This window comes from Oscillibacter valericigenes (genome assembly GCF_021531435.1).
Lineage (GTDB): Bacteria > Bacillota > Clostridia > Oscillospirales > Oscillospiraceae > Oscillibacter > Oscillibacter valericigenes_B.
Genome location: NZ_JAFBIS010000004.1, coordinates 31,434 through 53,696, shown reverse-complemented (window position 1 = coordinate 53,696; position 22,263 = coordinate 31,434). Strand labels below are relative to the sequence as shown.

The 22,263-nt window shown below is 63.0% G+C and carries 20 protein-coding genes; 16 read left to right on the top strand and 4 right to left on the bottom strand.

The window, feature by feature from the left end; translation table 11 throughout:
• Positions 1-156: 156 nt before the first annotated feature.
• A complete protein-coding gene (gene rpsO, locus JQM68_RS03490; protein WP_235221529.1) occupies positions 157-423 on the bottom strand; it encodes a 30S ribosomal protein S15 in 267 nt (88 codons plus the stop codon).
• 354 nt (positions 424-777) lie between these two features.
• Between rpsO and JQM68_RS03485 the strand changes: the two genes are divergently transcribed.
• The 14 genes from JQM68_RS03485 to JQM68_RS03420 all read left to right on the top strand — a co-directional run bounded on the left by JQM68_RS03485 (position 778) and on the right by JQM68_RS03420 (position 17,284).
• The gene (locus JQM68_RS03485; protein WP_235221528.1) at positions 778-1,173 is read left to right on the top strand and encodes a GntR family transcriptional regulator; all 396 of its coding nucleotides are present in this window, start codon (positions 778-780) and stop codon (positions 1,171-1,173) included.
• Positions 1,170-2,066, top strand: coding sequence for an ABC transporter ATP-binding protein (locus tag JQM68_RS03480; protein WP_235221527.1), 897 nt, complete (start codon positions 1,170-1,172; stop codon positions 2,064-2,066). Before JQM68_RS03485 ends, JQM68_RS03480 begins: the two co-directional genes overlap by 4 nt.
• The gene (locus tag JQM68_RS03475; protein ID WP_235221526.1) at positions 2,041-4,050 is read left to right on the top strand and encodes an ABC transporter permease; all 2,010 of its coding nucleotides are present in this window, start codon (positions 2,041-2,043) and stop codon (positions 4,048-4,050) included. Before JQM68_RS03480 ends, JQM68_RS03475 begins: the two co-directional genes overlap by 26 nt.
• A gap of 3 nt (positions 4,051-4,053) precedes the next feature.
• A complete protein-coding gene (locus tag JQM68_RS03470; RefSeq protein ID WP_235221525.1) occupies positions 4,054-4,731 on the top strand; it encodes a peptidoglycan recognition protein family protein in 678 nt (225 codons plus the stop codon).
• Between the two features lie 81 nt (positions 4,732-4,812).
• The gene (locus JQM68_RS03465) at positions 4,813-4,986 is read left to right on the top strand and encodes a hypothetical protein (RefSeq protein ID WP_235221524.1); all 174 of its coding nucleotides are present in this window, start codon (positions 4,813-4,815) and stop codon (positions 4,984-4,986) included.
• Between the two features lie 571 nt (positions 4,987-5,557).
• Complete coding sequence (ileS, locus tag JQM68_RS03460) at positions 5,558-8,320, top strand: isoleucine--tRNA ligase (protein WP_235221523.1); 2,763 nt, start codon at positions 5,558-5,560, stop codon at positions 8,318-8,320.
• A gap of 178 nt (positions 8,321-8,498) precedes the next feature.
• Positions 8,499-9,875 carry a tRNA uridine-5-carboxymethylaminomethyl(34) synthesis GTPase MnmE gene (gene mnmE / locus JQM68_RS03455; protein ID WP_235221522.1) on the top strand — a complete coding sequence of 459 codons (1,377 nt, stop codon included), beginning with the start codon at positions 8,499-8,501 and terminating at the stop codon, positions 9,873-9,875.
• 124 nt (positions 9,876-9,999) lie between these two features.
• Positions 10,000-10,551 (top strand): DUF1836 domain-containing protein, encoded by a 552-nt coding sequence (locus JQM68_RS03450; RefSeq protein WP_235221521.1) that lies wholly within the window; start codon positions 10,000-10,002, stop codon positions 10,549-10,551.
• A 1-nt stretch (position 10,552) separates the two neighbouring features.
• Positions 10,553-11,425: a DegV family protein gene (locus tag JQM68_RS03445; RefSeq protein ID WP_235221520.1), complete on the top strand. Its 873-nt coding sequence runs from the start codon at positions 10,553-10,555 to the stop codon at positions 11,423-11,425.
• Positions 11,426-11,466: 41 nt separating this feature from the next.
• Positions 11,467-12,420 carry a 50S ribosomal protein L11 methyltransferase gene (prmA, locus tag JQM68_RS03440; RefSeq protein WP_235221519.1) on the top strand — a complete coding sequence of 318 codons (954 nt, stop codon included), beginning with the start codon at positions 11,467-11,469 and terminating at the stop codon, positions 12,418-12,420.
• Positions 12,421-12,455: 35 nt separating this feature from the next.
• On the top strand, positions 12,456-13,439 hold the full coding sequence (locus JQM68_RS03435; protein ID WP_235221518.1) for a bile acid:sodium symporter family protein: 984 nt from the start codon (positions 12,456-12,458) through the stop codon (positions 13,437-13,439).
• 124 nt (positions 13,440-13,563) lie between these two features.
• Positions 13,564-14,361: a ParB/RepB/Spo0J family partition protein gene (locus tag JQM68_RS03430; protein WP_235221517.1), complete on the top strand. Its 798-nt coding sequence runs from the start codon at positions 13,564-13,566 to the stop codon at positions 14,359-14,361.
• Positions 14,362-14,624: 263 nt separating this feature from the next.
• The gene (locus JQM68_RS03425) at positions 14,625-16,418 is read left to right on the top strand and encodes a VanW family protein (RefSeq protein WP_235221516.1); all 1,794 of its coding nucleotides are present in this window, start codon (positions 14,625-14,627) and stop codon (positions 16,416-16,418) included.
• A gap of 233 nt (positions 16,419-16,651) precedes the next feature.
• Positions 16,652-17,284, top strand: coding sequence for a VTT domain-containing protein (locus JQM68_RS03420; RefSeq protein ID WP_235221515.1), 633 nt, complete (start codon positions 16,652-16,654; stop codon positions 17,282-17,284).
• Between the two features lie 38 nt (positions 17,285-17,322).
• Here JQM68_RS03420 and JQM68_RS03415 read toward each other — a convergent pair whose 3' ends face one another.
• The 3 genes from JQM68_RS03415 to JQM68_RS03405 are packed head-to-tail and all read right to left on the bottom strand — an operon-like array spanning position 17,323 to position 19,623.
• Entirely contained in the window at positions 17,323-17,670 is a 348-nt protein-coding gene (locus JQM68_RS03415; protein WP_235221514.1) for a hypothetical protein, read from the bottom strand.
• 42 nt (positions 17,671-17,712) lie between these two features.
• The gene (locus JQM68_RS03410; protein ID WP_235221513.1) at positions 17,713-18,705 is read right to left on the bottom strand and encodes an ATP-binding protein; all 993 of its coding nucleotides are present in this window, start codon (positions 18,703-18,705) and stop codon (positions 17,713-17,715) included.
• A gap of 6 nt (positions 18,706-18,711) precedes the next feature.
• Entirely contained in the window at positions 18,712-19,623 is a 912-nt protein-coding gene (locus tag JQM68_RS03405) for a DnaD domain protein (protein WP_235221512.1), read from the bottom strand.
• A 222-nt stretch (positions 19,624-19,845) separates the two neighbouring features.
• On the opposite strand from JQM68_RS03405, the gene JQM68_RS03400 reads away from it, so the two are divergent.
• The gene (locus JQM68_RS03400) at positions 19,846-20,175 is read left to right on the top strand and encodes a cell division protein ZapA (RefSeq protein ID WP_235221511.1); all 330 of its coding nucleotides are present in this window, start codon (positions 19,846-19,848) and stop codon (positions 20,173-20,175) included.
• On the top strand, positions 20,172-22,244 hold the full coding sequence (locus JQM68_RS03395) for a U32 family peptidase (RefSeq protein ID WP_235221510.1): 2,073 nt from the start codon (positions 20,172-20,174) through the stop codon (positions 22,242-22,244). The genes JQM68_RS03400 and JQM68_RS03395 overlap by 4 nt, the downstream gene beginning before the upstream one ends.
• Positions 22,245-22,263: the final 19 nt, after the last annotated feature.

The window sequence follows — 22,263 nt, the reverse complement described above, 5'->3', positions numbered from 1 at the left end:
ACATACAGTGCTCGGGAGCGGCTCTTTTCGTATTTGAAAACATGTCCGAATAATTCGGGCACAGTTTCAAACACAAAAAGCAACAGCCCCCGGCGAAAAACTTAAAATTCGCAGAAAAGGGTGACGGAGGTCCGCCTCCGCCACCCTCGTTTCCACTTACTTTCTGATACCCAGCTTGGCGATCAGGGCACGATAGCGCTCAATGTCCTTCTTCTGCAGGTAGTCCAGCAGGCTCCGGCGCTTACCGACCATCTTCAGCAGGCCGCGGTTGGAGTGCTTGTCCTGGGGGTTGTTCTGCATATGAACGGTCAGCTGGTTGATCCGCTCGGTCAGAATGGCGATCTGGACCTCGGGAGAACCGGTGTCGGTCTCGTGGGTACGGTTGGCGTCGATGATAGCAGTCTTCTGTTCTTTGCGCAGCATAGTGATTTCCACCTTTCAAAGTATTCCCCGCGGGACTGCGTATCGGGACGGTGAAGTTCCACGAAACGAAGCCCTGGGGCAGTTTCCGCACATTCGCGTGCTTAGCCAGCATATCACAGGATGACTTCCTTGTAAAGAGAAAAAAACGTCTTTTCCCCCGGATATCCCAATATTTTTTGTAAGAAGCCCCCTCTTGACAAAGCGTTTTCGCTATGGTACCCTAACCGTATTAGAACAGTTAGTACAGTTTACATGGGAGGTACGCAATGTCCATGGTGTTTTTACTGGCCTGCGGGGGCGGCGTGCTGGGCGTCATCCTTCTCGTGGCGGTCCTTGTGAGCAGGAGGTGACGGGATGATCAGTCTGAATTACCGGGATTCCCGCCCCATCTACGAGCAGATCAAGGACGGGCTGCGGAAGCTGATCGTCACCGGCGCTCTGCGTACTGGGGAAAAACTGCCCTCCGTGCGGGCGCTGGCGACACAGCTCTCCATCAATCCCAACACCATCCAGCGGGCCTACAACGAGCTGGAGGGCGAGGGCTACATTTACTCCGTCCCCGGCAAGGGCAGCTTTGCCGCCGGGAACACCGGCGCTGACGAGGCCCGCCGGAAGGAGCTGACGGAAAAGCTGCGGGAGCTGGCGGCGGAGCTGAAATACCTGGGCGTTACCGGCGAAGAGCTGGCGGCCCTGGTGTCGGAAGCTCCGGAAATTTCCGGGCAGAACAGAGAAAAGGAGGAGACCCCATGATCGAAGTGCGGGACGCCGTCAAGAAATTTGACGGCTTCGCGGCCCTGGACGGCGCCTCTGTGATGGTGCCCAAGGGCAGCGTATACGGTTTGGTAGGTCCTAACGGTGCGGGCAAGTCCACCCTCATCCGTCATCTGACGGGCATTTATCGTCAGGACGGCGGCACCGTCCGGGTGGACGGCGAGCCGGTGTGGGAGAACGCGGCTCTCAAGGCGCGGATCGCGGCTATCCCCGACGACTGGTATTACTTCATGCAGTCCACCGTCCGGGATATGATGCGCTTTTACAAAGGATTTTATCCCTCGTTTTCCACGGAACGGTATGAAAAATTAAAGGAAGTTTTCAATATCGACGAGAAGCGCGCCATCCGCCGCCTCAGCAAAGGCATGCAGAAGCAGGTGGCCTTTTGGCTGGCCCTCTCCTGTATGCCGGATTACCTCATTCTCGACGAGCCTGTGGACGGCCTGGACCCGGTGATGCGGCGGCAGGTGTGGTCCCTGGTGATGGGTGATGTGGCCCAGCGGGGCACGACCGTGCTGGTCAGCTCCCACAACCTGCGGGAGCTGGAGGACGTGTGCGACCACGTGGGCATCATGGACCACGGCAAGGTGCTGCTGGAGCGGTCCCTGGCCCAGCTGCAGGACAACATGGTAAAGCTCCAGGTGGTGTTCCAGGACGGCGTGAACGAGGTGCCGCCTGAGCTGCCGGTGCTCCATGCGTCCAAAGTGGGCCGCATCCATACCTTGATCATGCGCATGAGCGCGGAGGAGGCCACCGCGAAGCTCTCCACCTACAACCCCCTGCTGGTGGACGCGGTGCCTCTGACGCTGGAGGAAATTTTCATCTATGAGTTGGGAGGTGCGGACTATGCAGTCAAAGACATCGTTCTTTAATATGACGTTATTCCGCAAAAACCTGACCCGGTTCTGGCCCCTGTGGGGCGGCGCTTCTTTCCTGGGCAGCCTGTTCCCCCTGGCGCTGCTGCTGCAGCTCATGCGGGGCCGGGTGGACCTCATTGAGCCGCTGTCGGTCACGGAGATGTATTACTCCGTGCTGTGCTACGGTGTCCCCATCCTCTCCCTGCTGTACGCCATTCTCTGCGCCATGCTGGTCTGGAGTTACCTCTACAACAGCCGCAGCGTGGGGCTGATGCACACCCTGCCCATCACCCGCCGGGGCGTGTTTGTCACCAACTTCCTCTCCGGCATGGCCATGATGCTCATTCCCTACGCCATCGTCGGCACGCTGTGCGTCCTCATCTCCCTGGCTTACGGCGTTCTTGAGCCAGTGGGCCTGCTGGTGACGGTCCTGGGCGTACTGGGCGAGAGCTTCTTCTACTTCGCCTCCGCAACGTTAGTGGCCTTCATGGTGGGCAATGTGTTCGCCCTGCCCGCCGTGTACTTCCTGCTGCACTTCCTGGCTCCCCTGCTGGACTGGCTGCTGTGCCTGTTCGCCGGAAACTTCATCTTCGGGCTGGACAGCTATTACTCCGGCGTGGTGGAGTTCCTCTCCCCCACCGTCTACCTGATGGAGCGGGTCAACGTGAACTGCACCTATGAGGAAGTGCAGGTGGTCACGGAGCTCACCCATACCGACGGCTATATCACCAGGCTCACCGCCGTCACGCTGGAAAACGCCTGGCTCATCGGTGTCTACGCCCTGGTGGGCGTGGTGTTCCTGGCCCTGGCCTATGTGCTGTACGCCCGCCGCCGCAGCGAGAGCGCAGGCGATGTGGTAGCCGTGGGCTGGATGAAGCCCGTGTTCCGCTTCGGTCTGGCGGCGCTGGCGGCCCTGCTGGGCGGTCAGGCGCTGTACGCCCTGTTCTGGGACAGCTTCCAGAGCAGCTCTTATTATGACGCCCTGCCCATGGCCGTCTGTATGCTGGTGGCGGGCACCATCGGCTACTACGCCGCCTCCATGCTCCTCGCCAAGTCCCTCCGGGTGTTCCGGGGGAGCTGGAAGGGCCTCATCCTGGTGGCCGCGGGCTGCATCGCCCTGTGCTGCGTCCTGCGGTTCGACCTGCTGGGTATCTCCCGCCGGGTGCCGGAGGCCAGCCAGGTGCAGAAGGTGGAGTTCTACGCCGCCGACAATACTTATAAGCTGTATCCCGGCGAGGACGACGACCTGCTGGAGCAGGTGCGTTCTCTCCACAAGGCCATCGTGGCTGACCAGGACTACGTCCGAACCTATGAGGACAGCGACCGGCGGTATCTTGCGGTCAGCGACGACACCATGACCGAAACCTACATCCGCTTTATCTACACCCTGAATAACGGCCTGCAGGTAGAGCGCCGGTACTCCATTCCCCTGACCAAATACCGCATAAAGCAGGAGGGCACCTACGACAACCTGCTGGATACGCTGGTCAACAGCGAGACCATGAAGGCCAGACGCCTCCACGCCGGGGATGACCGCTATACCATCATTTCCGGCGACCTGTATCTGGAGAGCAGCGGTGACTATTTCGACCTGAGCAGCCGGGAGGCCGCCACCGTTCTGGACGCCGTGGCGAAGGACGCCGCCGGCGGCACCTGGGGCGACTACGACTGGTTCGACCAGAATGGAAACAACGCCTATGCCTTGAACCTGGAACTGTCCTTCACTTATCCCGGCGACTACGGCGGGACCAGCTACGACTGGATCAATATTACCGTCCGCCCCGGCATGGACAACACCGTGGCCTGCCTGAAAGAGCTGGGCCTCGTCACGGAGCGGGACCTGGTGACCCGGGAGGACATGGAGAAGATGACCAGCCGGAATCGCAGCGAGGCCGTGGAGTATGCGGAAAAAATGGCCCAGGAGAACGCCGCCTCTATCGGCGTCATCGGCGGTGCCGACGGCCCCACCGCCGTTTACGTGACCGGGGTGACCGCCTGAGCCATGTCCCACTCATACAGAAGAAGAAAACGGCGCCGCCGGGCCGCTCCCGGCCCGGTGGTGCTGGTCCTGGGATTGGTGCTTCTGTGCCTGACCACCGCGGTAATATGGGTCCTGTTCCGGGACCGTGGGCCCGATGCCGAGGATGTCCCCGTGCCGGACTACGTGGAGCAGGACTACCTGACGGTGAACCCCTACTCCCGCCCCGGCACGGAGCTGGAAAGCATCCGCGGCGTGGTCATCCACTACGTGGGCAACCCCGGCACCACCGCCCACGCCAACCGCAACTACTTTGCATCCCTGTCCTCCGGGGAGGAGGGCACTTACGCCAGCTCCCACTTCGTGGTGGGTCTGGACGGCGAGGTCATCCAGTGCGTCCCCCTGACGGAGGTGGCCTACGCCTCCAACACCCGGAACGAGGACACGGTGTCCATCGAGGTCTGCCATCCCGACGAGACGGGGGAATTCTCCCCCGTCACCTACGCCCGGACGGTGGAGCTGACCGCCTGGCTGTGCCGGGAGTTCAAGCTGGACCCGGAGACCGACGTCATCCGCCACTACGACGTGACCGGGAAAATCTGCCCCAAATACTATGTGGAGCACCCTGAAGCCTGGGACACTTTCCGGTCGGATGTGGCTGCGGAACTGGAGCGACAGAAGGACGCGGAGAAAAATTCCTGAAAATTTTTTGCGAAGCCGTGAAACAAAACGGCCTCCTGAATCGTCTTATAGACAGAAGCTGTATGAAAGGAGCCTTCCCCCATGGAAAAGCAGATGACGCAGAACGAACCCCTGTGGCGCGTCTGGGTGGATACCCGGCGGCGTATCGTGTCCTTCCATGAGGAGGAAGGCTGCCAGCTGCTGGAGTTCCGCAGCCGGGAGATGTTTTTAAGCTGCGTGGACCAGTACACAGGGATGCAGTACCGTTATCAGTGACGCCAGAGGGCCGGCTCGCGGAGCCGGCCCTTTTTATCTCTGATTGGAAGCAAAATCCTCAACTTTCCCGTTGACAAACAGCAAAAACGTGATATGATAATCCAGTAATTGAACATTTTGGCGTAGATAAGGACGAGTACCCCTTCAGTTCCCGCAAAGAGAGCCGCCGTTTTGGTGCAAGGCGGACGGGCGCGGAGGGCGAAAATCACCTTGGAGCCTCCCTCTGAAAGACGACGCGACATTAGAATCCATGAAAAATCAGACTGCGTCTGATTTTCCAGCGCCAACGGCGCGTTGGATTCTTGTGAACCGTGCTGGCGTGCAAAGCACGGCAGCAGCCATGAAAATGGCACATTTTCATGGCATCGCGGGTCAGTAGGAGAGGACGCATGATGCCCGTTACAGCATCGGCCCGTGACAGCGGGCAGTGAGCGGTCGTGTCCGCAAGGCCACGGCAACCGAGAGTGGTACCGCAGAGTGTTTTTCAAACGCTTTGTCTCTTGAACAGGAGACAGGCGTTTTTTATTTTATGTATCGATCAATTTCAAGATAGAAAAGGAGATACGCGGATATGGACTATAATAAAACCATCAATCTGCCGAAGACCGACTTCCCCATGCGGGCGGGCCTGCCCAAGCGGGAGCCGGAGATGCTGAAGCGCTGGAAAGAGCAGGACGTCTACAATGAGCTGCTGAAGAAGAACGAGGGCAAGCCCCTGTTCAACCTCCACGACGGCCCTCCGTTCTCCAACGGCAGCCTCCACATGGGCCACGCCCTGAACAAGTCCATCAAGGACTTCATCACCCGTTCCTACGCCATGCGGGGCTACTACACCCCCTATATCCCCGGCTGGGATAACCACGGTATGCCCATCGAGTCCGCCATCATCAAGCAGAACAAGCTGGACCACAAGGCCATGAGCATCCCCGAGTTCCGCTCCGCCTGCCATGACTTCGCCCAGCACTATATGGACGTCCAGAGCGAGGGCTTCCAGCGGATGGGCGTCCTGGGCGACTGGGAGCACCCCTACGCCACCATGAACCCCGGCTTTGAGGCCGAGGAGGTCAAGGTGTTCGGCGAGATGTACAAGAAGGGCTACATCTACAAGGGCCTCAAGCCCGTGTACTGGTGCGCCCACGACGAGACCGCCCTGGCCGAGGCCGAGATCGAGTACCAGGACGACCCCTGCACCACCGTCTATGTGAAGTTCCCCATGCACGACGACCTGGGCAAGCTCTCCGCCTACGATAAGAGCAAGCTGTTCTTCGTGATCTGGACCACCACCATCTGGACCCTGCCCGGCAACCTGGCCATCGCCCTGCATCCCGACGAGTCCTACGCCCTGGTGAAGGTCCCCTCCGGCGATGTGTTCATCATGGCCGAGGCCCTGACCGACAAGGTCATGCACATCGGCGGCTACGACAGCTACGAGATCGTGGAGACCCATCCCGGCGCCTTCTTTGAGAACATGCTGGCGGAACATCCCTTCCTGCCCAAGACCTCCCGCCTGCTGCTGGCGGACTACGTCACCATGGACTCCGGTACCGGCTGCGTCCACACCGCCCCCGGCTTCGGCGCCGACGACTACCAGACCTGCAAGCGCTACGGCATGGACATGGTGGTGCCCGTCAACGACCAGGGCCGCCACACCGAGTACGCCGGCAAGTACGCCGGCATGTCCACCGACGAATCCAACCCCGTCATCCTGAACGACATGAAGGAGAGCGGCATGCTCTTCGCCTCCGAGGACATCGTCCACAGCTATCCCCACTGCTGGCGCTGCAAGAGCCCCATCATCTTCCGCGCCACGCCCCAGTGGTTCTGCTCCGTGGAGTCCTTCAAGGATGAGGCCTGCGCCGCCGCCGATGACGTCCGCTGGGTGCCCGGCTGGGGCGTGGACCGCATGAAGTCCATGATCCGGGAGCGCACCGACTGGTGCATCTCCCGTCAGCGCAAGTGGGGCCTGCCCATCCCCGTTGTCTACTGCAAGGACTGCGGCAAGCCCATCTGCACCGACGAGACCATCGCCGCCATCTCCGCCCTGTTTGAGAAGGAGGGCTCCAACGCCTGGTTCTCCAAGGAGGCCGCCGAGATCCTGCCCGAGGGCTTCACCTGCCCCCACTGCGGCGGCAGCACCGGCTTCGAGAAGGAGACCGACACCCTGGACGGCTGGTTCGACTCCGGCTCCACCCACTTCGCCGCCATGAAGCGGGATCAGGGCTTCTGGCCCGCCACTATGTACCTGGAGGGCCTGGACCAGTACCGCGGCTGGTTCCAGTCCGCGCTGCTGACCGCCGTCGGCGCCTTCGGCCAGGGCGCGCCCTTCAAGGAGTGCGTCACCCACGGCTGGACCGTGGACGGCGAGGGCAAGGCCATGCACAAGTCTCTGGGCAACGGCATGGACCCCGCCGAGATCTTCGACAAGTACGGCGCCGATATGCTGCGCCTGTGGGCCGCTTCCGCCGACTACCACGCCGATATGCGCTGCTCTCACGAGATCTTCAAGCAGCTCTCCCAGAACTACCTGAAGTTCCGCAACACCGCCCGGTACTGCCTGGGCAACCTGGACGGCTTCGACCCCAACGCCCTGACCCCCGCCGCCGAGATGGAGGAGCTGGACCGCTGGGCCGTCACCCGCCTGAACGCCCTCATCGAGAAGTGCTTCACCGCTTACGACGAGTATGAGTTCAACGCCGTCACCCACGCCGTCAACGACTTCTGCGTGGTGGAGATGTCCAACTTCTATCTGGACATCATCAAGGACCGGCTGTACTGCGACGAGACCGACGGCGCCAAGCGCCGCAGCGCCCAGAGCGCCCTGTTCCTGATCCTGGACACCATGACGAAGATCATGGCGCCCATCCTGGCCTTCACCTGCGATGAAATTTGGCAGGCCATGCCTCACCGCGCCGGTGACGACGGCCGCAACGTGGTGTTCAACGAAATGAACAAGCCCTTTGCCGACTACGCCCTGGACGACGCGGCCATGGCGAAGTGGGACAAGATCATTGAGGTCCGCACCGCCGTCAACGGCGTGCTGGAGGCCGCCCGCGCCGAGAAGAAGATCGGCAAGGCTCTGGAGGCCGAGGTCCGGCTGACCGTTCCCGCCGAGGACGCTTTCCTGGCCGAGATGGACGGCGAGGCGCTGGCCGACCTGCTGATCGTCTCCCACGTGGACGTCACCGTGGGCGATGAGCTCTCCGCCACGGTGGAGAACGCCGCCGGCACCAAGTGCCCCCGCTGCTGGAAGCACAGCACTCAGGCTGACGAAAACGGCCTGTGCCCCCGGTGTGCCAGCGTCATCGCAAAGTCCGCTGCACTCGGAACGCCCTGACGGGTATTCCTCGCTGCGCTCCCTTGCGCTGCCGCTTCCCCACGCGACCCGCTGCGCTGGGCTCGCGCGGGGGACCCCGAAATGGCAAAGCTGCCCGAGTTCTAATAGTCTCAAAGCCCCGGAAGCGGACGCTTCCGGGGCTTGCCCATACAGCAAATTTCCTGAGGAGTTGATTGCATTGGACACCATCGCCGCCATCGCCACCGGCCACTCCCCCACCGCTATCGGCATCGTCCGCGTCTCCGGCGAAGGCTGCTTTGCCTTGTGCGACAAGGTTTTCCGGACCGCCAACGGCCGTCCCTTTTCCGAGCAGCCGTCCCATAAAATGGCATTCGGGGAAATGCTGGACGCCCGGGGCCGCGTCATCGACCAGGGCCTTGCCGTCCGCTTCCCCGGCCCCCACAGCTACACCGGCGAGGACTCCGCCGAGTTCCACTGCCACGGCTCCCCGGTGGTGCTGCGGGAGCTGCTGGACGCCCTGTTCGCCGCCGGGGCCCGGCAGGCGAAAGCGGGAGAGTTCACCCAGCGAGCCTTTTTGAACGGGCGGCTGGACCTGACCCAGGCGGAGGCCGTCATCGACCTCATCGACGCCGAGACCGCCGCCGCCGCCCGGAACGCCGCCGCCCAGCTGGACGGCGGCCTGCGCCGGGTGCTGGAGCCCATCCAGGACGCCCTGCTGGACATCACCTCCCGGTTTTACGCCGTGGTGGACTACCCCGACGAGGACATCGAGGACATCCGCCCGGAGCAGGTGGCGGAGGCCCTCTCCTCCGCCGAGGCGCAGCTCACCGCTTTGCTGGCCACCTGTCAGCGGGGAAAGGTGCTGAAATCCGGCGTGCGGACCGCCATCGTGGGCCGCCCCAACGCCGGGAAATCCTCTCTGCTCAACGCTTTGGCTGGCTACGAGCGGGCCATCGTCACCGACATCCCCGGCACCACCCGAGACACCGTGGAGGAATCCGTCCTCTGCGGAGGCGTGCTCCTGCGGCTCATCGACACCGCCGGTATCCGGGATACGGCGGACATCGTGGAGCAAAAGGGCGTGGAGCGCAGCCGCAAGGCGCTGGGGTCCGCCGACCTGGTGCTGGCGGTGGTGGACGGCTCCGTTCCCCTGACTGCCGAGGACCTGGAGGTCCTGCGGCTGGCCGCCGAGAGCCCCCGCTGGATTGCGGTGTTTTCCAAATGCGACCTCTGGGACACCAGGACCCGCTCCGTGGGCATCGTGGGCAGCCCCGCTCCCGCCGCGTCCGTGACCCTCTCCTCCGTCACCGGGGAGGGGCTGGACGAGCTGGAAGCAGCCGTGGCCGCCCTGTTCCCCGCCGGGGACCCGAAAGAGGCTGGTTCCCTTCTGACCGACCAGCGGCAGGAAGAAGCGGTCCGCCGGGCCCGGGACGCCGTCCGCCGGGCACAGGATGCCCTGAACAGCGGCCTGACCCCCGACGCGGTGCTGACCGACGCCGAGGAAGCCCTGGACGCCCTGGGTGAATTGACGGGCCGCACCGCCAAAGAGGAGATCGTCTCCCGCATTTTCTCCCGGTTCTGTGTAGGAAAGTAAAATATCCCCAGAGGTATCAAAATCTATTGAAATATCGTTATTGCCCTCCCAAAACATAGTTTACAAAATCATGTGACAGTGCTATAATGTTTTTGTATCTGGTTTTCTGATAAAGGAGGAGCGTATGCACGATTTAAATGAGCTGCGCCAGCGGCTTCAGACCCAGCGGCCCGTGCCCTGGGACCAGCTTCCGGACTTCGCCCTGTACATGGACCAGGTCCTCAGCTACATGGACCGGCAGGTCATCCGCTTCGGCGATGACGACGCCCTGACCGCCGCCATGGTGAACAACTATACGAAAAGCGGCCTGGTGCCCCGGGCGGAAGGCAAAAAATACAACCGGGAACATCTGGCTTACCTCACTGCTATCTGCATTTTAAAGCGGGTGATGTCCGCCAGGGACATGGACCTGCTGCTTCAGGAGGAGCTGCGGGACCGGGGCCGGATCGACGAGGGCTACACCGCCTTCTGCGCCAGCCTGGACAGCGCCCTGAACCTGACCGCCGATGAAATGGCCGACCGCACCGGGGAGGAATCCCTGGCGGACGACGCCATTCACTTCGCCCTGCTCAGCTATGCCGCCGGGGTCGCCAGCAGCCGTTATGTGGCGGCCCTCCGGGAAAAGCGGGAGCAGGAAAACCCGGGAAAAGGAAAAAAAGGAAAGGAGCGCGACTGATATGCGTGATTTTGTTATTCTGACCGATAGCTGCTGCGACCTGACGCCGGAGCTGGCCCAGGAGCTGGGGCTGACTGTCATTCCCCTGAGCCTGGAGATGAGCGGCGCCACCTATCACAATTTCCTGGATGGCCGGGAGATCGGCTTCCACGACTTCTATGAGCGCGTCCGCTCCGGCGAGACCGCCACCACCTCCGCCATCAATGTAGGCACCTTCGAGGAGGCCATGACGAAGATCGCGGACGAGGGGAAGGACGTGCTGTGCCTGAGTTTCTCCTCCGCCCTGTCCACTACCTACCAGTCCGCCGCCATCGCCGCCCAGGAGCTGTCCGAGAGCCGGCCGGAGGCCAAGTTCCTGGTGGTGGATTCCCTGTGCGCGTCTCTGGGCCAGGGCCTGTTCGTATACCTCTGCGCTCAGGAAAAGGCCAAGGGCCGCTCCCTGGAGGAGGTCTACAACTTCGCCCTGGAGACCCGGGGCAAGGTCTGCCACTGGTTCACCGTGGATGACCTGAACCACCTGAAGCGGGGCGGCCGCATCAACGCCGCCACAGCGCTGTTCGGCACGATGCTGGCCATCAAGCCCGTCATGCATGTGGATGACGAGGGCCGCCTGATCCCCGTCGGCAAGGCCCGGGGCCGGAAGGCCTCCCTCATGGCGCTGGTGGACCACATGGAGGAGACCGCCATCGACCCCAAAAACCAGACGGTGTTCATCAGCCACGGCGACTGCGTGGAGGACGCGGAATTTGTGGCCCAGGAAGTCCGCCGCCGCTTCGGTACGGAGGACATCCGCATCAACTACGTAGGGCCCGTCATCGGCAACCACTCCGGGCCGGGCACCCTGGCGCTGTTCTTCCTGGGCAGCAAGCGCTGAATACAACATCTCCGCCGCCTGCGGAGCAACAGGAGAAACATATGAATTGGCTTGCACTGCATATTGAGACGAACCACGCCGGGCTGGAGCCGGTGGAGACCATGCTCTCCGCCCTGGGCATTGACGGCGTGGTCATCGACGACGAGACGGAATTCCAGGACTTTCTGGAGAACAACCACCAATACTGGGACTATGTGGACGAGGAGCTGGAGGAAAAGATGCATGGCGCGTCCCGGGTCACCTTCTACCTCTCCGCCGACGAGGAGGGCTTCGCCAAAATGGGCGAGGTCCGCATCGCCCTGCAGTCCCTGAAGGAGCGCCGCAGCGACTGCGGCTCCCTGCTGATGACCATGGACGACCTGCAGGACGCCGACTGGGAGAACAACTGGAAGCAATACTACAAGCCCATGGAGATCGGGGAGCGGCTGCTGGTCATCCCCCAGTGGGAGAAGGCCGACTGCGGCAGCCGGGTCCCCCTCATTCTGGACCCAGGCCTGACCTTCGGCACTGGCAGCCATGCCACCACCCAGCTGTGTCTGACGGCGCTGGAAAAGGCCGTCCGGGGCGGCGAAAAGGTGCTGGACCTGGGCTGCGGCAGCGGTATTCTGTCCATCGCGGCCTTAAAGCTGGGGGCGGCATCCGCCGTGGCGGTGGACATCGACGACAAGTGCCTGGACGTGGCCTATGAAAACGCCGCCCTGAACGGCATCGGCAAAGATACCTACACCGTGAAAGTGGGCGACGTGCTGGGCGACGAGGCCCTGCGCGCAGAGCTGGGCGGCAGATATGACATCGTGCTGGCCAACATCGTAGCGGACGTCATCATCGGCCTGGCACCCATGGTGCGCTCCCTGCTGGCCCCCGGCGGACTGTTCCTCTGCTCCGGCATTATCGACGACCGGGCGGAGGAGGTTGCGGCCCATCTGCGGGAGGCCGGACTGGAGATCACCGAGACCCGCAGCACCGACGGCTGGTTCGCCTATACCTGCCGGTAAGCATTTGATTTTCACCCTTTTCAGGAGGTTCTCCCGTGCAGAAGCTGTCTCAGTGGAACCGCTTTGTCGGCGCCCACTTTCCCTGGTTCGTCCTGGCCTGCGCAGTCACCGGCGTCCTGTTCCCGGACGCCTTTTCCTGGCTCAACGGCCCCATCACCATGGGCCTGTTCGCGTTCATGACCTTTGCCAACAGTCTGAGCGGCGGCTTCCGGGAGCTGGGACGGGTGTTCCTCCGGCCCCTGCCGGTGGTGGTCACTCTGGTGCTGCTCCATGTAGTCATCCCTGTGCTGACGCTGGCTCTGGGGAATCTGCTGTTCCCCGACGCGCCGCTGTTCACCACGGGGCTCGTGCTGGAATACGTCATCCCCACCGGGGTAGCATCGCTGATGTGGGTGGGCATCTGCGGCGGCAACGGGCCGCTGTGCCTGTCCATCGTCCTGCTGGACACCCTGGCGGCTCCCGTGGTGATCCCCCTGTCCCTCAAGCTGCTGGTGGGCTCCGTGGTGGAGGTGGACACCTGGGGCATGATGGGCGACATGCTGGTGATGGTGGCTCTGCCCGCCCTGGCGGCCATGACCGTGTACCAGGCCACCGGCGGCCGGGCGGCGGTAACGCTGAAGCCCAGGCTGGAGCTGTTCGCAAAGCTGGCGCTGCTGACCGTCATCACCGCCAACGCCACCTCCTGCGCCTCCTTTCTCCGCAGCATTGACCGCACGCTGGTGCTGGTGATGCTTACCGTCTTTTTCATCTGTCTGCTGGGCTTCTTCCTGGGATACTGGGCGGCGAAGCTCATGGGGCTGGACTTCCCCACCCGGGTGACCATGTGCCTGAACACCGGCCTCCGGAACATCAGCGCCGGGTCGGTGCTGGCGCTGCAGTATTTCCCAGCCCAGGCCGTCTTTCCGGTGGCTTTTACGCCCTTGTTCCTGCAGTTTACTACTTCTATCATCGTAAAGGTCCTGATGCGGACTCCCTCCAGGCGGGCGTATACCGAAAAAGAGGATGTCCCCATTCCATAAATATTTTTGTGCGCGGTAAAAACCGCGCACTTTTTTTGCAGAATCGGCCCCCTCTTCGACAAATTCCATCCGACTTTTTGTATTTGACAGAGTAAAATGGAGAAAAATGGAAGGGGGAGGTCCCATGGAACCGACAGAGCGGGTGCTGGAATTACAGATTGCGAATATCCGGCCCAATCCTTACCAGCCCCGGAGGGCCTTTGACGAGGAAAGCCTGCGGGAGCTGGCGTCATCGATTCAGCATCACGGTATCCTCCAACCTCTGACCGTGCGGCCCGCCGGGGATGGCCGGTGGGAGCTGGTGGCCGGAGAGCGGCGGCTGCGGGCGGCCCGGATGGCGGGGCTGGAGACCGTGCCCTGCATCTGCCGGGCAGCGGACGACCGCGAATCCGCCCTGCTGGCCCTGGTGGAGAACCTGCAGCGGCGGGACCTGCACTATCTGGAGGAAGCCGCCGCCATCGCGTCGTACATCCGGCAGACCGGCGTCACCCAGGAGGAGGCCGCCGCCCAGCTGGGGCGTTCTCCCTCCGCCCTGGCCAACAAGCTGCGTCTGCTGCGGCTGTCCCCCGCCTGCCGGGAACTGCTGGTGGAAAACGGCCTGACGGAGCGCCATGCCCGGTGCCTCCTGCGGCTGGAGGACGAGGAGGAGCGGCTGGCGGCCCTGGGGCACATCGCGGACAAGCACTTGAACGTGGCCCAGACGGAGCAGTACATCGAAAAGCGGCTGGCGGCCCTCCGGTCCACGGCCCCCAAACGGCGGCGGACCTTCATTTTGAAGGATGTGCGGCTGTTCCTCAACAGTCTGGACCGGGGATTGCGGCTGGTGCGGGAGGCCGGTGTGGACGCCCGGTCGGAGCGCCAGGAGACGGACGACGCCATTTTGCTGACCATCCGCATCCCCAAGCAGCGGCAAACTTCCTGATACTAGAATCCACTAAAAACAAGACAACTGTCTTGTTTTTATAGCGCCAACGGCGCGTTGGATTCTTATGAGACGCACCGACGCGCAAAGCGCGGCGGTGCCCATTAAAATATCCTATTTTAATGGGAGAGTCGTATCAATTTTTGCGGTTGTTACTGGATTGTAATGTTTTTTGGCCCACATCTGTGTTAAAATGGTTGGGAGTGGAATAGGCTTTCTGTGTGGCCTGTCCGCAAAATCCATGATAACAACAGGAGGGCTTCATGGAACAGACAACAAACGAAGCCGTCGTACAGAATAAGACCGGAGGCGCCCGGCTGAAAAAGGGCGGCAAGGGACCGCTGGTGGCGCTGGGCATCGTCGTGGGCGTGCTGGTGCTGGCCTATGCGGGACTCTGCGCCTACGCCGGGTCGCTGGATACGTTTTATCCCAATTATCATATCAACGGCATTGCCGTGGGCGGAATGACAGTGGAGCAGGCGTCCCAGGCGCTGGCGGCGGAGCTGCCGGAGCAGGTGATGACCCTCCATTGTGGGGGCAATCCGGTCAAATTGGGCTGGCCTTCGGACTCCCTGCCCCCCGTGACTCTGGGGGAGTTGGGCTATACGGAGGAGCGCTGCGGCGCCATCGCCCAGCGCCTGTTTGACCAGCAGAAGAGCTGCGGTTTTTTCAGCCAGGGCAGCCGGTTCCTGTCCGCTTTATTCTCCTCTACGGGTGAAACGGTCTCTGACGAGGACATGGACGCGTCTGTTTTTCAGGAGCAGGTGACCCGGCTGGCGCAGGAGCTGGCTCTGGAGCCCCAGGATACTACTTACTCCATCGGTGAGAACAGCATCTCCATCACCAAGGCCGTCAACGGGCGCTCCGTCAAGGAGGACGCCCTGGCCGAGGCACTGATCCATGCCATCCGTACATACGGCACCCAAGGAGAGCTGATCGCTTACATCAGCTTTGCCCATTTTAACCCCTGGAACCTGACGGCCCAGGCCATCCACGACGAGGTGGCCGCCGAGATGAAGAACGCCGGGTATGACCCGGAAACCAAGTCCATCACCCCGGAGCGGCTGGGCGCGGAATTTGACGTGGCCGCCGCCCAGAAAGCCCTGGACGACGCGGCTCCCGGCGAGACGGTGGAAATTCCCGCCACTATCGAGTATCCCACCGTCACAGCCGACGAGCTGAAAGCGGTCCTGTTCCGGGATGTGCTGGGCGAGGCCCGGACCAAGGTGGGCGGAACGGCGGCGCGGAAGTCCAACGTCAAGCTGTCCGCCTCCTCCATCAACGGCTACGTGATGAACACCGGAGATGTGTTCTCCTACAACGGCGTGGTGGGCCAGCGGACCGCCGCCAACGGCTACCAGCCCGCCCCCGCCTACGTGAAGGGCGAGACCGTGGACGAGATCGGCGGCGGCATCTGCCAGACCTCCTCCACCCTGTATCTGGCCTGCCTGCGGGGTAATCTGGAGATCACGGAGCGCCACGCCCACCGCTACATCCCCGCCTACATCGCCGCCGGTATGGACGCCACCGTGTCCTGGGGCGGCCCGGACTACAAATTCACCAACAACACCGATTATCCCATCAAGATCGTCACGGAGTACGCCGGCGATTATCTGACGGTGAAGCTGCTGGGCACCAACGTCACCGGCATCACCGCGAAGATGACCAACGAAAAGCTGTCCACCACGGATTTCGAGGTGGTGTACGAGGACGACCCGACCCTGGCGCCCGGCACGGAGGAGGTCAAGACCACGCCCTACACCGGTTCCAGGTGGAAGACCTACCGCCACCTGTACGATGCCAACGGCAACCTGATCTCCACTTCCTACGAGGACACCAGCGATTACAAGGCCCGGAACAAGGTCATTCTCCGGGGTCCCGCGAAAACGGCGGAGATCCCGGCCTCCGGCACGCCGGAGCTCCCCGTCCAGCCGCCTGAAGGAACGCCTCAGGAGCCTGTTGAGGAGCCCCCGGCGGAAACGCCTGCCGAACCGCCGGCGGAACCGGAGACGTCCATCGTCGTCATTCCCTCCCAGCCGGAGGAACCCGCTGAATAAACCATTGAAAAAAGACCGCCATTCGACAAAATGGCGGTCTTTTTTTGACAAATCGCGCATACTAATACTACTCTCCCATTAAAATAAGATATTTTAATGGGAACCGCCGCGCTTTGCGCGTCGGTGCGTCTCATAAGAATCCAACCCGCCGTTGGCGCTATAAAAACAAGACCATTGTCTTGTTTTTAATGGATTCTAATATAATGCAAAAGAAACGGTATGCGGAGGGAATTATGGGAAAACGGTGGTGGGTCATCCTTCTGCCGGTGCTGGCTGCTTTGGCGGTGTGGCCCTTCCGGGAGCAGTTCACGGCGGAGGCCATCGCCGGGTGGACGCCGGGGCAGGCGGGGCTGGCGGCGGCGCTTTTACTGGGGCTGTATGTTTTAAAGGGCATCTCCATGGTCATTCCCCTGTCCGCCCTGACGGCGGCGGGCGGACTGCTGTTCCCCTATCCGGCGGCGCTGGCGGTGAATCTGGCAGGCGTGGCGGCGGTCCAGGCCATCCCTTACCTGCTGGGACGGCGGGGCGGGATGCCCGAGACTGCCCGGGCGCGGCTGGAGGGCGTGGTGTCCGTCGGTGCGGAGCGGCCGGGGCGAACGGTGTTCCTGCTGCGGCTGGGCGGCGCGTCGCCGGGGGACCTGGTCAGCATGTTCCTGGGCGCCGCCGGGGTGCCGGGACGGGCCTACTTCCTGCCCGGGCTGCTGGGGAGTTTGCCCCGGGTAGCCTGCTCTACCGCTCTGGGCTCCGCGCTGTGGAACATCGGCGGGCAGCGGTTCTGGCTGTCCATGGGCGCCGGGGCAGCCATGACGGCAGTGGCGGCGGTGATATGGAGGCTCGGAATGAGGAAGCAGAAATCAGGGATGTAAAAACGCCGCCCGGACGGGCGGCGTTTTTGTATTCATGTTTACCGGACCTTTGTGAATACGGCGGGACCGCTGCCGGTCTCCACGCAGAATGTATCGCCGTTCACTTCGTACAGCACGCCCCAGGACAGCTCACCGTCGTTCAGTGTGAGCGTATCGTCGGTCACGGAGTACCGGAATACGGCGGTTTCTTCCCCAACCGTCACCTCAGCGGTGCCGTCTTTACCAAAGACCCACTGTGCTGCAAATTCATACGGCACTTCCATTTCCAGCATATCCAGGGTCCCGTCACCCTGCCAGGTCCCCACCAGCTTCGAGGCGTGGCCGCAGGAGGAAAGGAGCGCGGCACAGCCTGCCGCCAGCGCAATACAGCGTATATAGCCTTTCATCCGGTCTCCTTTCATCGGCGTACACGGCGTTTTTGTCGCCGCTCATTGGCCCCGTTCCTTTTTCAGCTTGCGGATGTCCTCCCCGAAGAAGGGCAGGAGCTGGTACTCGCCCTCGATGCGGGAGGCCAGCTGGGGGGAGTAGCGGCGGGCGATCTCCCCGGGCATCAGGTTCGTGTTCAGGATGGTGGACTTCTTCTCCATCAGCCGGGTATTGACGATCTGGTACAGGGCGGACTGGACGAAGGCCGTGGTCATCTCCGTGCCCAGGTCGTCCAAAATCAGCAGGTCGCAGTTCAGCACCCGGTCCACATCGTCCCCGGCGTCCTCCTCCCGGGTGAATTTCTGGGCTTCGAACCGCTGGAAGATGCGGCCCGCTGTGTCGTACACCACGGACCAGCCATTGCCGCTGACCTCCCGGGCGATGGCGGCGGAGAGAAACGTCTTGCCCAGGCCCGGGGCGCCGAACAGCAGCAAGTTGCCGGGGCGCTTGCCGAACTGATGGGCGTAATCGGCACAGATGTCGTAGACCGTCTCCATATTCTCCCGGGCGGAACGGCCGAAGTCGGCGTCATACGCCTGGGGATACCAGTCCAGAGAAAAGGTATCAAAGCTCTGGCTGCCCAGGTCCAGCATCCGGGAGAGCTCTTTCTGCTGCTCCCGGGCATAATACTGCCGAAGGCAGCGGCAGACCTGGCCGTTGCGGTAGCCCGTGTCGCCGCAGAGGGCGCAGGCGGGCTTTTCCTCCAGGCAGTCCTGGGGCAGGCCCATCTGGGTCAGAAGCTGCCGCTTTTCCTCCTGGATGCGGAGGTTTTCCTCCCGCAGGACGGCCACCGCCGGGGTGGGGTCCGTGCCGTGGCGCAGGGCGCTGGTGATGATGCGGCTCATGGTGGAGCGTAGTTCGTCGTCAATTTCCCGCAGGCGGGGCTGGTGGCGGAAAATGTTCTCCCGCCGGGTCTGAAACCGCTCCTCACGCGTCCGGCGGTCCTCCTCGAACTGCTGGAGCGCCCGGCGCATGATCTTTCCATCGTATGCCATGGACCGTTACCCCCTGTCCCTGTGCAGGTCCCGCACGTATTTGCGCAGCTCGTCGCTGTCTTGCTTCTGTTCCCGTTTCGGAGCCGGACGGTCGCCCCGCTCCACTTCCTCCACCGTGTGAAGGCCCGCCTCATGCCACCGCTTCAAAATGCCGTTGCAGTAGGGCCATTTCAGCTCGTGGCATTTCAGCACCGTCTTGTCGTAGGCCAGGGCCACCGTCTCCGGCGGGAAGCCCATCTCCTGCCAGGCGGTGAGGTACTTTTCCTCCGAGGCTACCGGCAGGCGGTCCCCCAGGCGCAGGGCCTGCATGTACTTGGGCAGCGCACCCTGGCGCTCCGCGTATTTTTTCAGGTACTCCGCCGCCGCCTTCTGGGTGTCGATGCCCATGCGTGCCCAGGCGTAGCCCTCTTTTTCGATCTGCCGCAGGGTGGGCCGGCGGCCCTCCCCGTACCGGCGCTGGACCCGCTCCGCGCAGTGGCACACCAGCAGGTACACCACATCCGTAGGGAGGCCCAGATAATCCGTCAGGCCCAGGAGGACGCCCACATCCGGGGTGGTCAGCTTCTTCCCCAAACGGCGCTCCACTTCCGCCACCAGCCCACGGAACTCCCCGCTGCTCTCCAGCCGTTGGGCAATGTCCGCCTGCTGGTAGTCCGGGCGCTCGTCGGCAGGCTCCGGGACGGCCTCCGCCGGAGCGATGAGCCCCAGGGCCCGGAGGGTCTCCTCCGCCGCTTCAATGCGGCTGCGCTCCCAGCGGAGCTCTCCCGCCAGGGACCGGGGCGCCACGGTGCCGTGGTGCCGCAGCAGGGCCAGATATAAAAGGGCCGCGTCGCCGTCGCCTTTCTCCAGCAGGCGGCGCACCGCCTGGGCGGACAAGGTGACGCTCTCGTCCGCCGTATGTACCAGCACGTTAGGCATACCGGCCCTCCTCTCTCAGTTCTGTTCCCTTATTCTACACGATATTTTCCGGAAGGACAAGCCCCCGTGAAATTCCTTTTTCGGCGGATAAAATCGTGAAATTTTTGAAAATCTCTCCTTTTTTTCTGGCGCACCCCGGCCGCCTATGGTATACTGTAAGCTGTAAAAATGGGCGGGGTCTGCCCTGCTGTCTGATACACACACAAAAGAGGAGGAATTTTCATGGCAAACCGCGTGGTCGTGACCATTTGTGGGGAGGATTATACCTTTGTGGCGGAGGAATCCACCAGCTACATGCAGAAGGTGGGCGCCTATGTGGGCGACAAGATGAACGAGATCCTGAACACCGCCAAGGTGGGCCGCACCGACGCCGCCGTCCTCACCGCCGCCAACATCGCCGACGAGCTGTTCAAGTCCCAGGCCGCCGCCGAGCAGCTGCGGGGCCAGATCAAGGGCTATCTGGACGAGGCGGGCAAGGCCCAGGCTGAGGTCAGCGAGCTGAAACGGGAGATCTTCCGGCTGCAGCAGCGGCTGGACAGCCGGGGCAAATGAGCAGGCCGGAGCTCCTCTCCCCCGCCGGCTCTCCGGAGGCCCTGCGGGCCGCCGTCCAGAACGGCGCCGACGCGGTGTATCTGGGCTGGGGCGATTTCAACGCCCGCCGGAGCGCCAAAAATTTCTCTGATGAAGAATTCGCGGACGCCCTGCGCTACTGCCACGTCCGGGGTGTCCGGGTCTTTTTGACCCTGAACACCCTGCTGACCGACCGGGAGCTGCCCCGGGCCGTGGAAATTGCAGCGCAAGCCTGCCGCCTGGGTGTGGACGCGGTATTGGTTCAGGACTGGGGGCTTTTCGACCTGCTGCGGCAATCTTTGCCGGACCTGCCCCTTCACGCCAGCACCCAGATGAGCGTGTTTACCTCCGGCGGCGCCAACGAGGTGGCCGCCGACGGCTGCCAGCGGGTGGTCATCGCCCGGGAGTGCTCGGCGGAAGACACGAAGGAAATTTGCGCCAACTGTCCCGCCGAGGTGGAGGTGTTCGTCCACGGGGCGCTTTGCATGTGCTACTCCGGCCAGTGCGCCATGAGCGCCCTCATCGGCGGACGGTCCGGCAACCGGGGCCGCTGTGCCCAGCCCTGCCGGATGCCCTACGGCGTCAACGAACCCGCCGGGAAAAAGTATCCCCTGAGCTTGAAGGACAGCTGTCTGGCAGGCGAATTACGGGCCATGGAGGACATGGGCGTGGCCTGTCTGAAGCTGGAGGGGCGGATGAAGCGGCCGGAGTATGTGGCCGTCATCACCCGCATCTACGCCCGGCTGCTGAAGGAGGGGCGGGGGCCCACCTCCGCCGAGGAGGCGGATCTGGCCCAGGCCTTTTCCCGGTCCGGGTTCACCGACTGGTACTGGCAGGGCAAGCACGGCCCGGAGATGTTCGGCACCCGGCCGGAGAATACGCCGGAGCCCAAGGCCCTGTTCGACGAGGCCCGGGCCGCCTATGAAAAGGGCGATCTCCGCACCGTCCCGGTGCGGTTTGACTGCGAAATCAGGGCCGGAACGCCCTGCCTGCTGACGGTTTCCGACGCCGACGGGCATACTGTTACCGTTACGGGAGCGGTGCCGGAGGCCGCCCGGAACCGGGCCATTACCGCCTCCGAAATCGAAGAACGCCTGAAAAAGACCGGAGGCACCGCTTTCCGCTGTGAAAAGGCTGCCGTCCGGGTGGACGAGGGCCTGGCTCTGGCGGCCAGCGCCGTCAACGCCCTGCGGCGGGACGGGCTGTCCGCATTGGAAGATGCCCGCACCGCGCCACCGGAGCGGCGGGAGCTGCCGCTGCCGGAATTGCCTGACATAGACTGCACCGCGGATGTGCCGCGGTTTACCGTTTCTGTGACCAATGCCGCCCAGCTGACCGGCGGGCTGCTGGACCTCCGCCCCGCCAGAGCCTATGTGCCGCTGGAGCTGATGGCGGACTTCCCCGCCCTGCCCATCGGAGACACGGAATGGTGCGCCGTTCTGCCCCGCGTCTGGCGGGACCGGGACGAGCCCCGGCTCCGGGCAATGCTGGAGCGGGTGGGCGCTATGGGCGTCCGTGCCGTGGCCGTTGGCAACATCGGGCACCTCTCTCTGGTGCCGGAGAGCTGGACGGCCTGCGGCGATTTCGGGCTGAATGTGTTCAACGGGCGGTCCCTGGACTATCTGCGGAAGAAGGGGCTTTCCTCCGCCTGCCTGTCCTTTGAGCTGCGGTTCGCCCAGATGCGGGATATGCCCAAGATGCTGCCCGCCGAGGCCATCGTCTACGGACGGCTGCCGCTGATGGTGACGGAAAACTGCCTCATCCAGAACAGCGTGGGCTGCCGCTGCGACCGGCCGAACTTTCTGAACGACCGCACCGGGGCATCTTTCCCGCTGCTGCCGGTGTTCGGGCACCGCACGGAAGTGCAGAACAGCAAACCCCTTTGGCTGGCGGACCGGGCGGACTACAAGCGGCTGGGACTGGCTTACGCCCGTCTGCGGTTCACCACGGAGACGCCGGAGGAGTGCGTGCGGGTGTACCGGGGATACCTGGAGGGCCGGGGGCCTGACGGGGAATTTACCCGGGGGCTTTACGAACGCGGCGTGGAATAAGCACGTTTGCGCTGCCAAA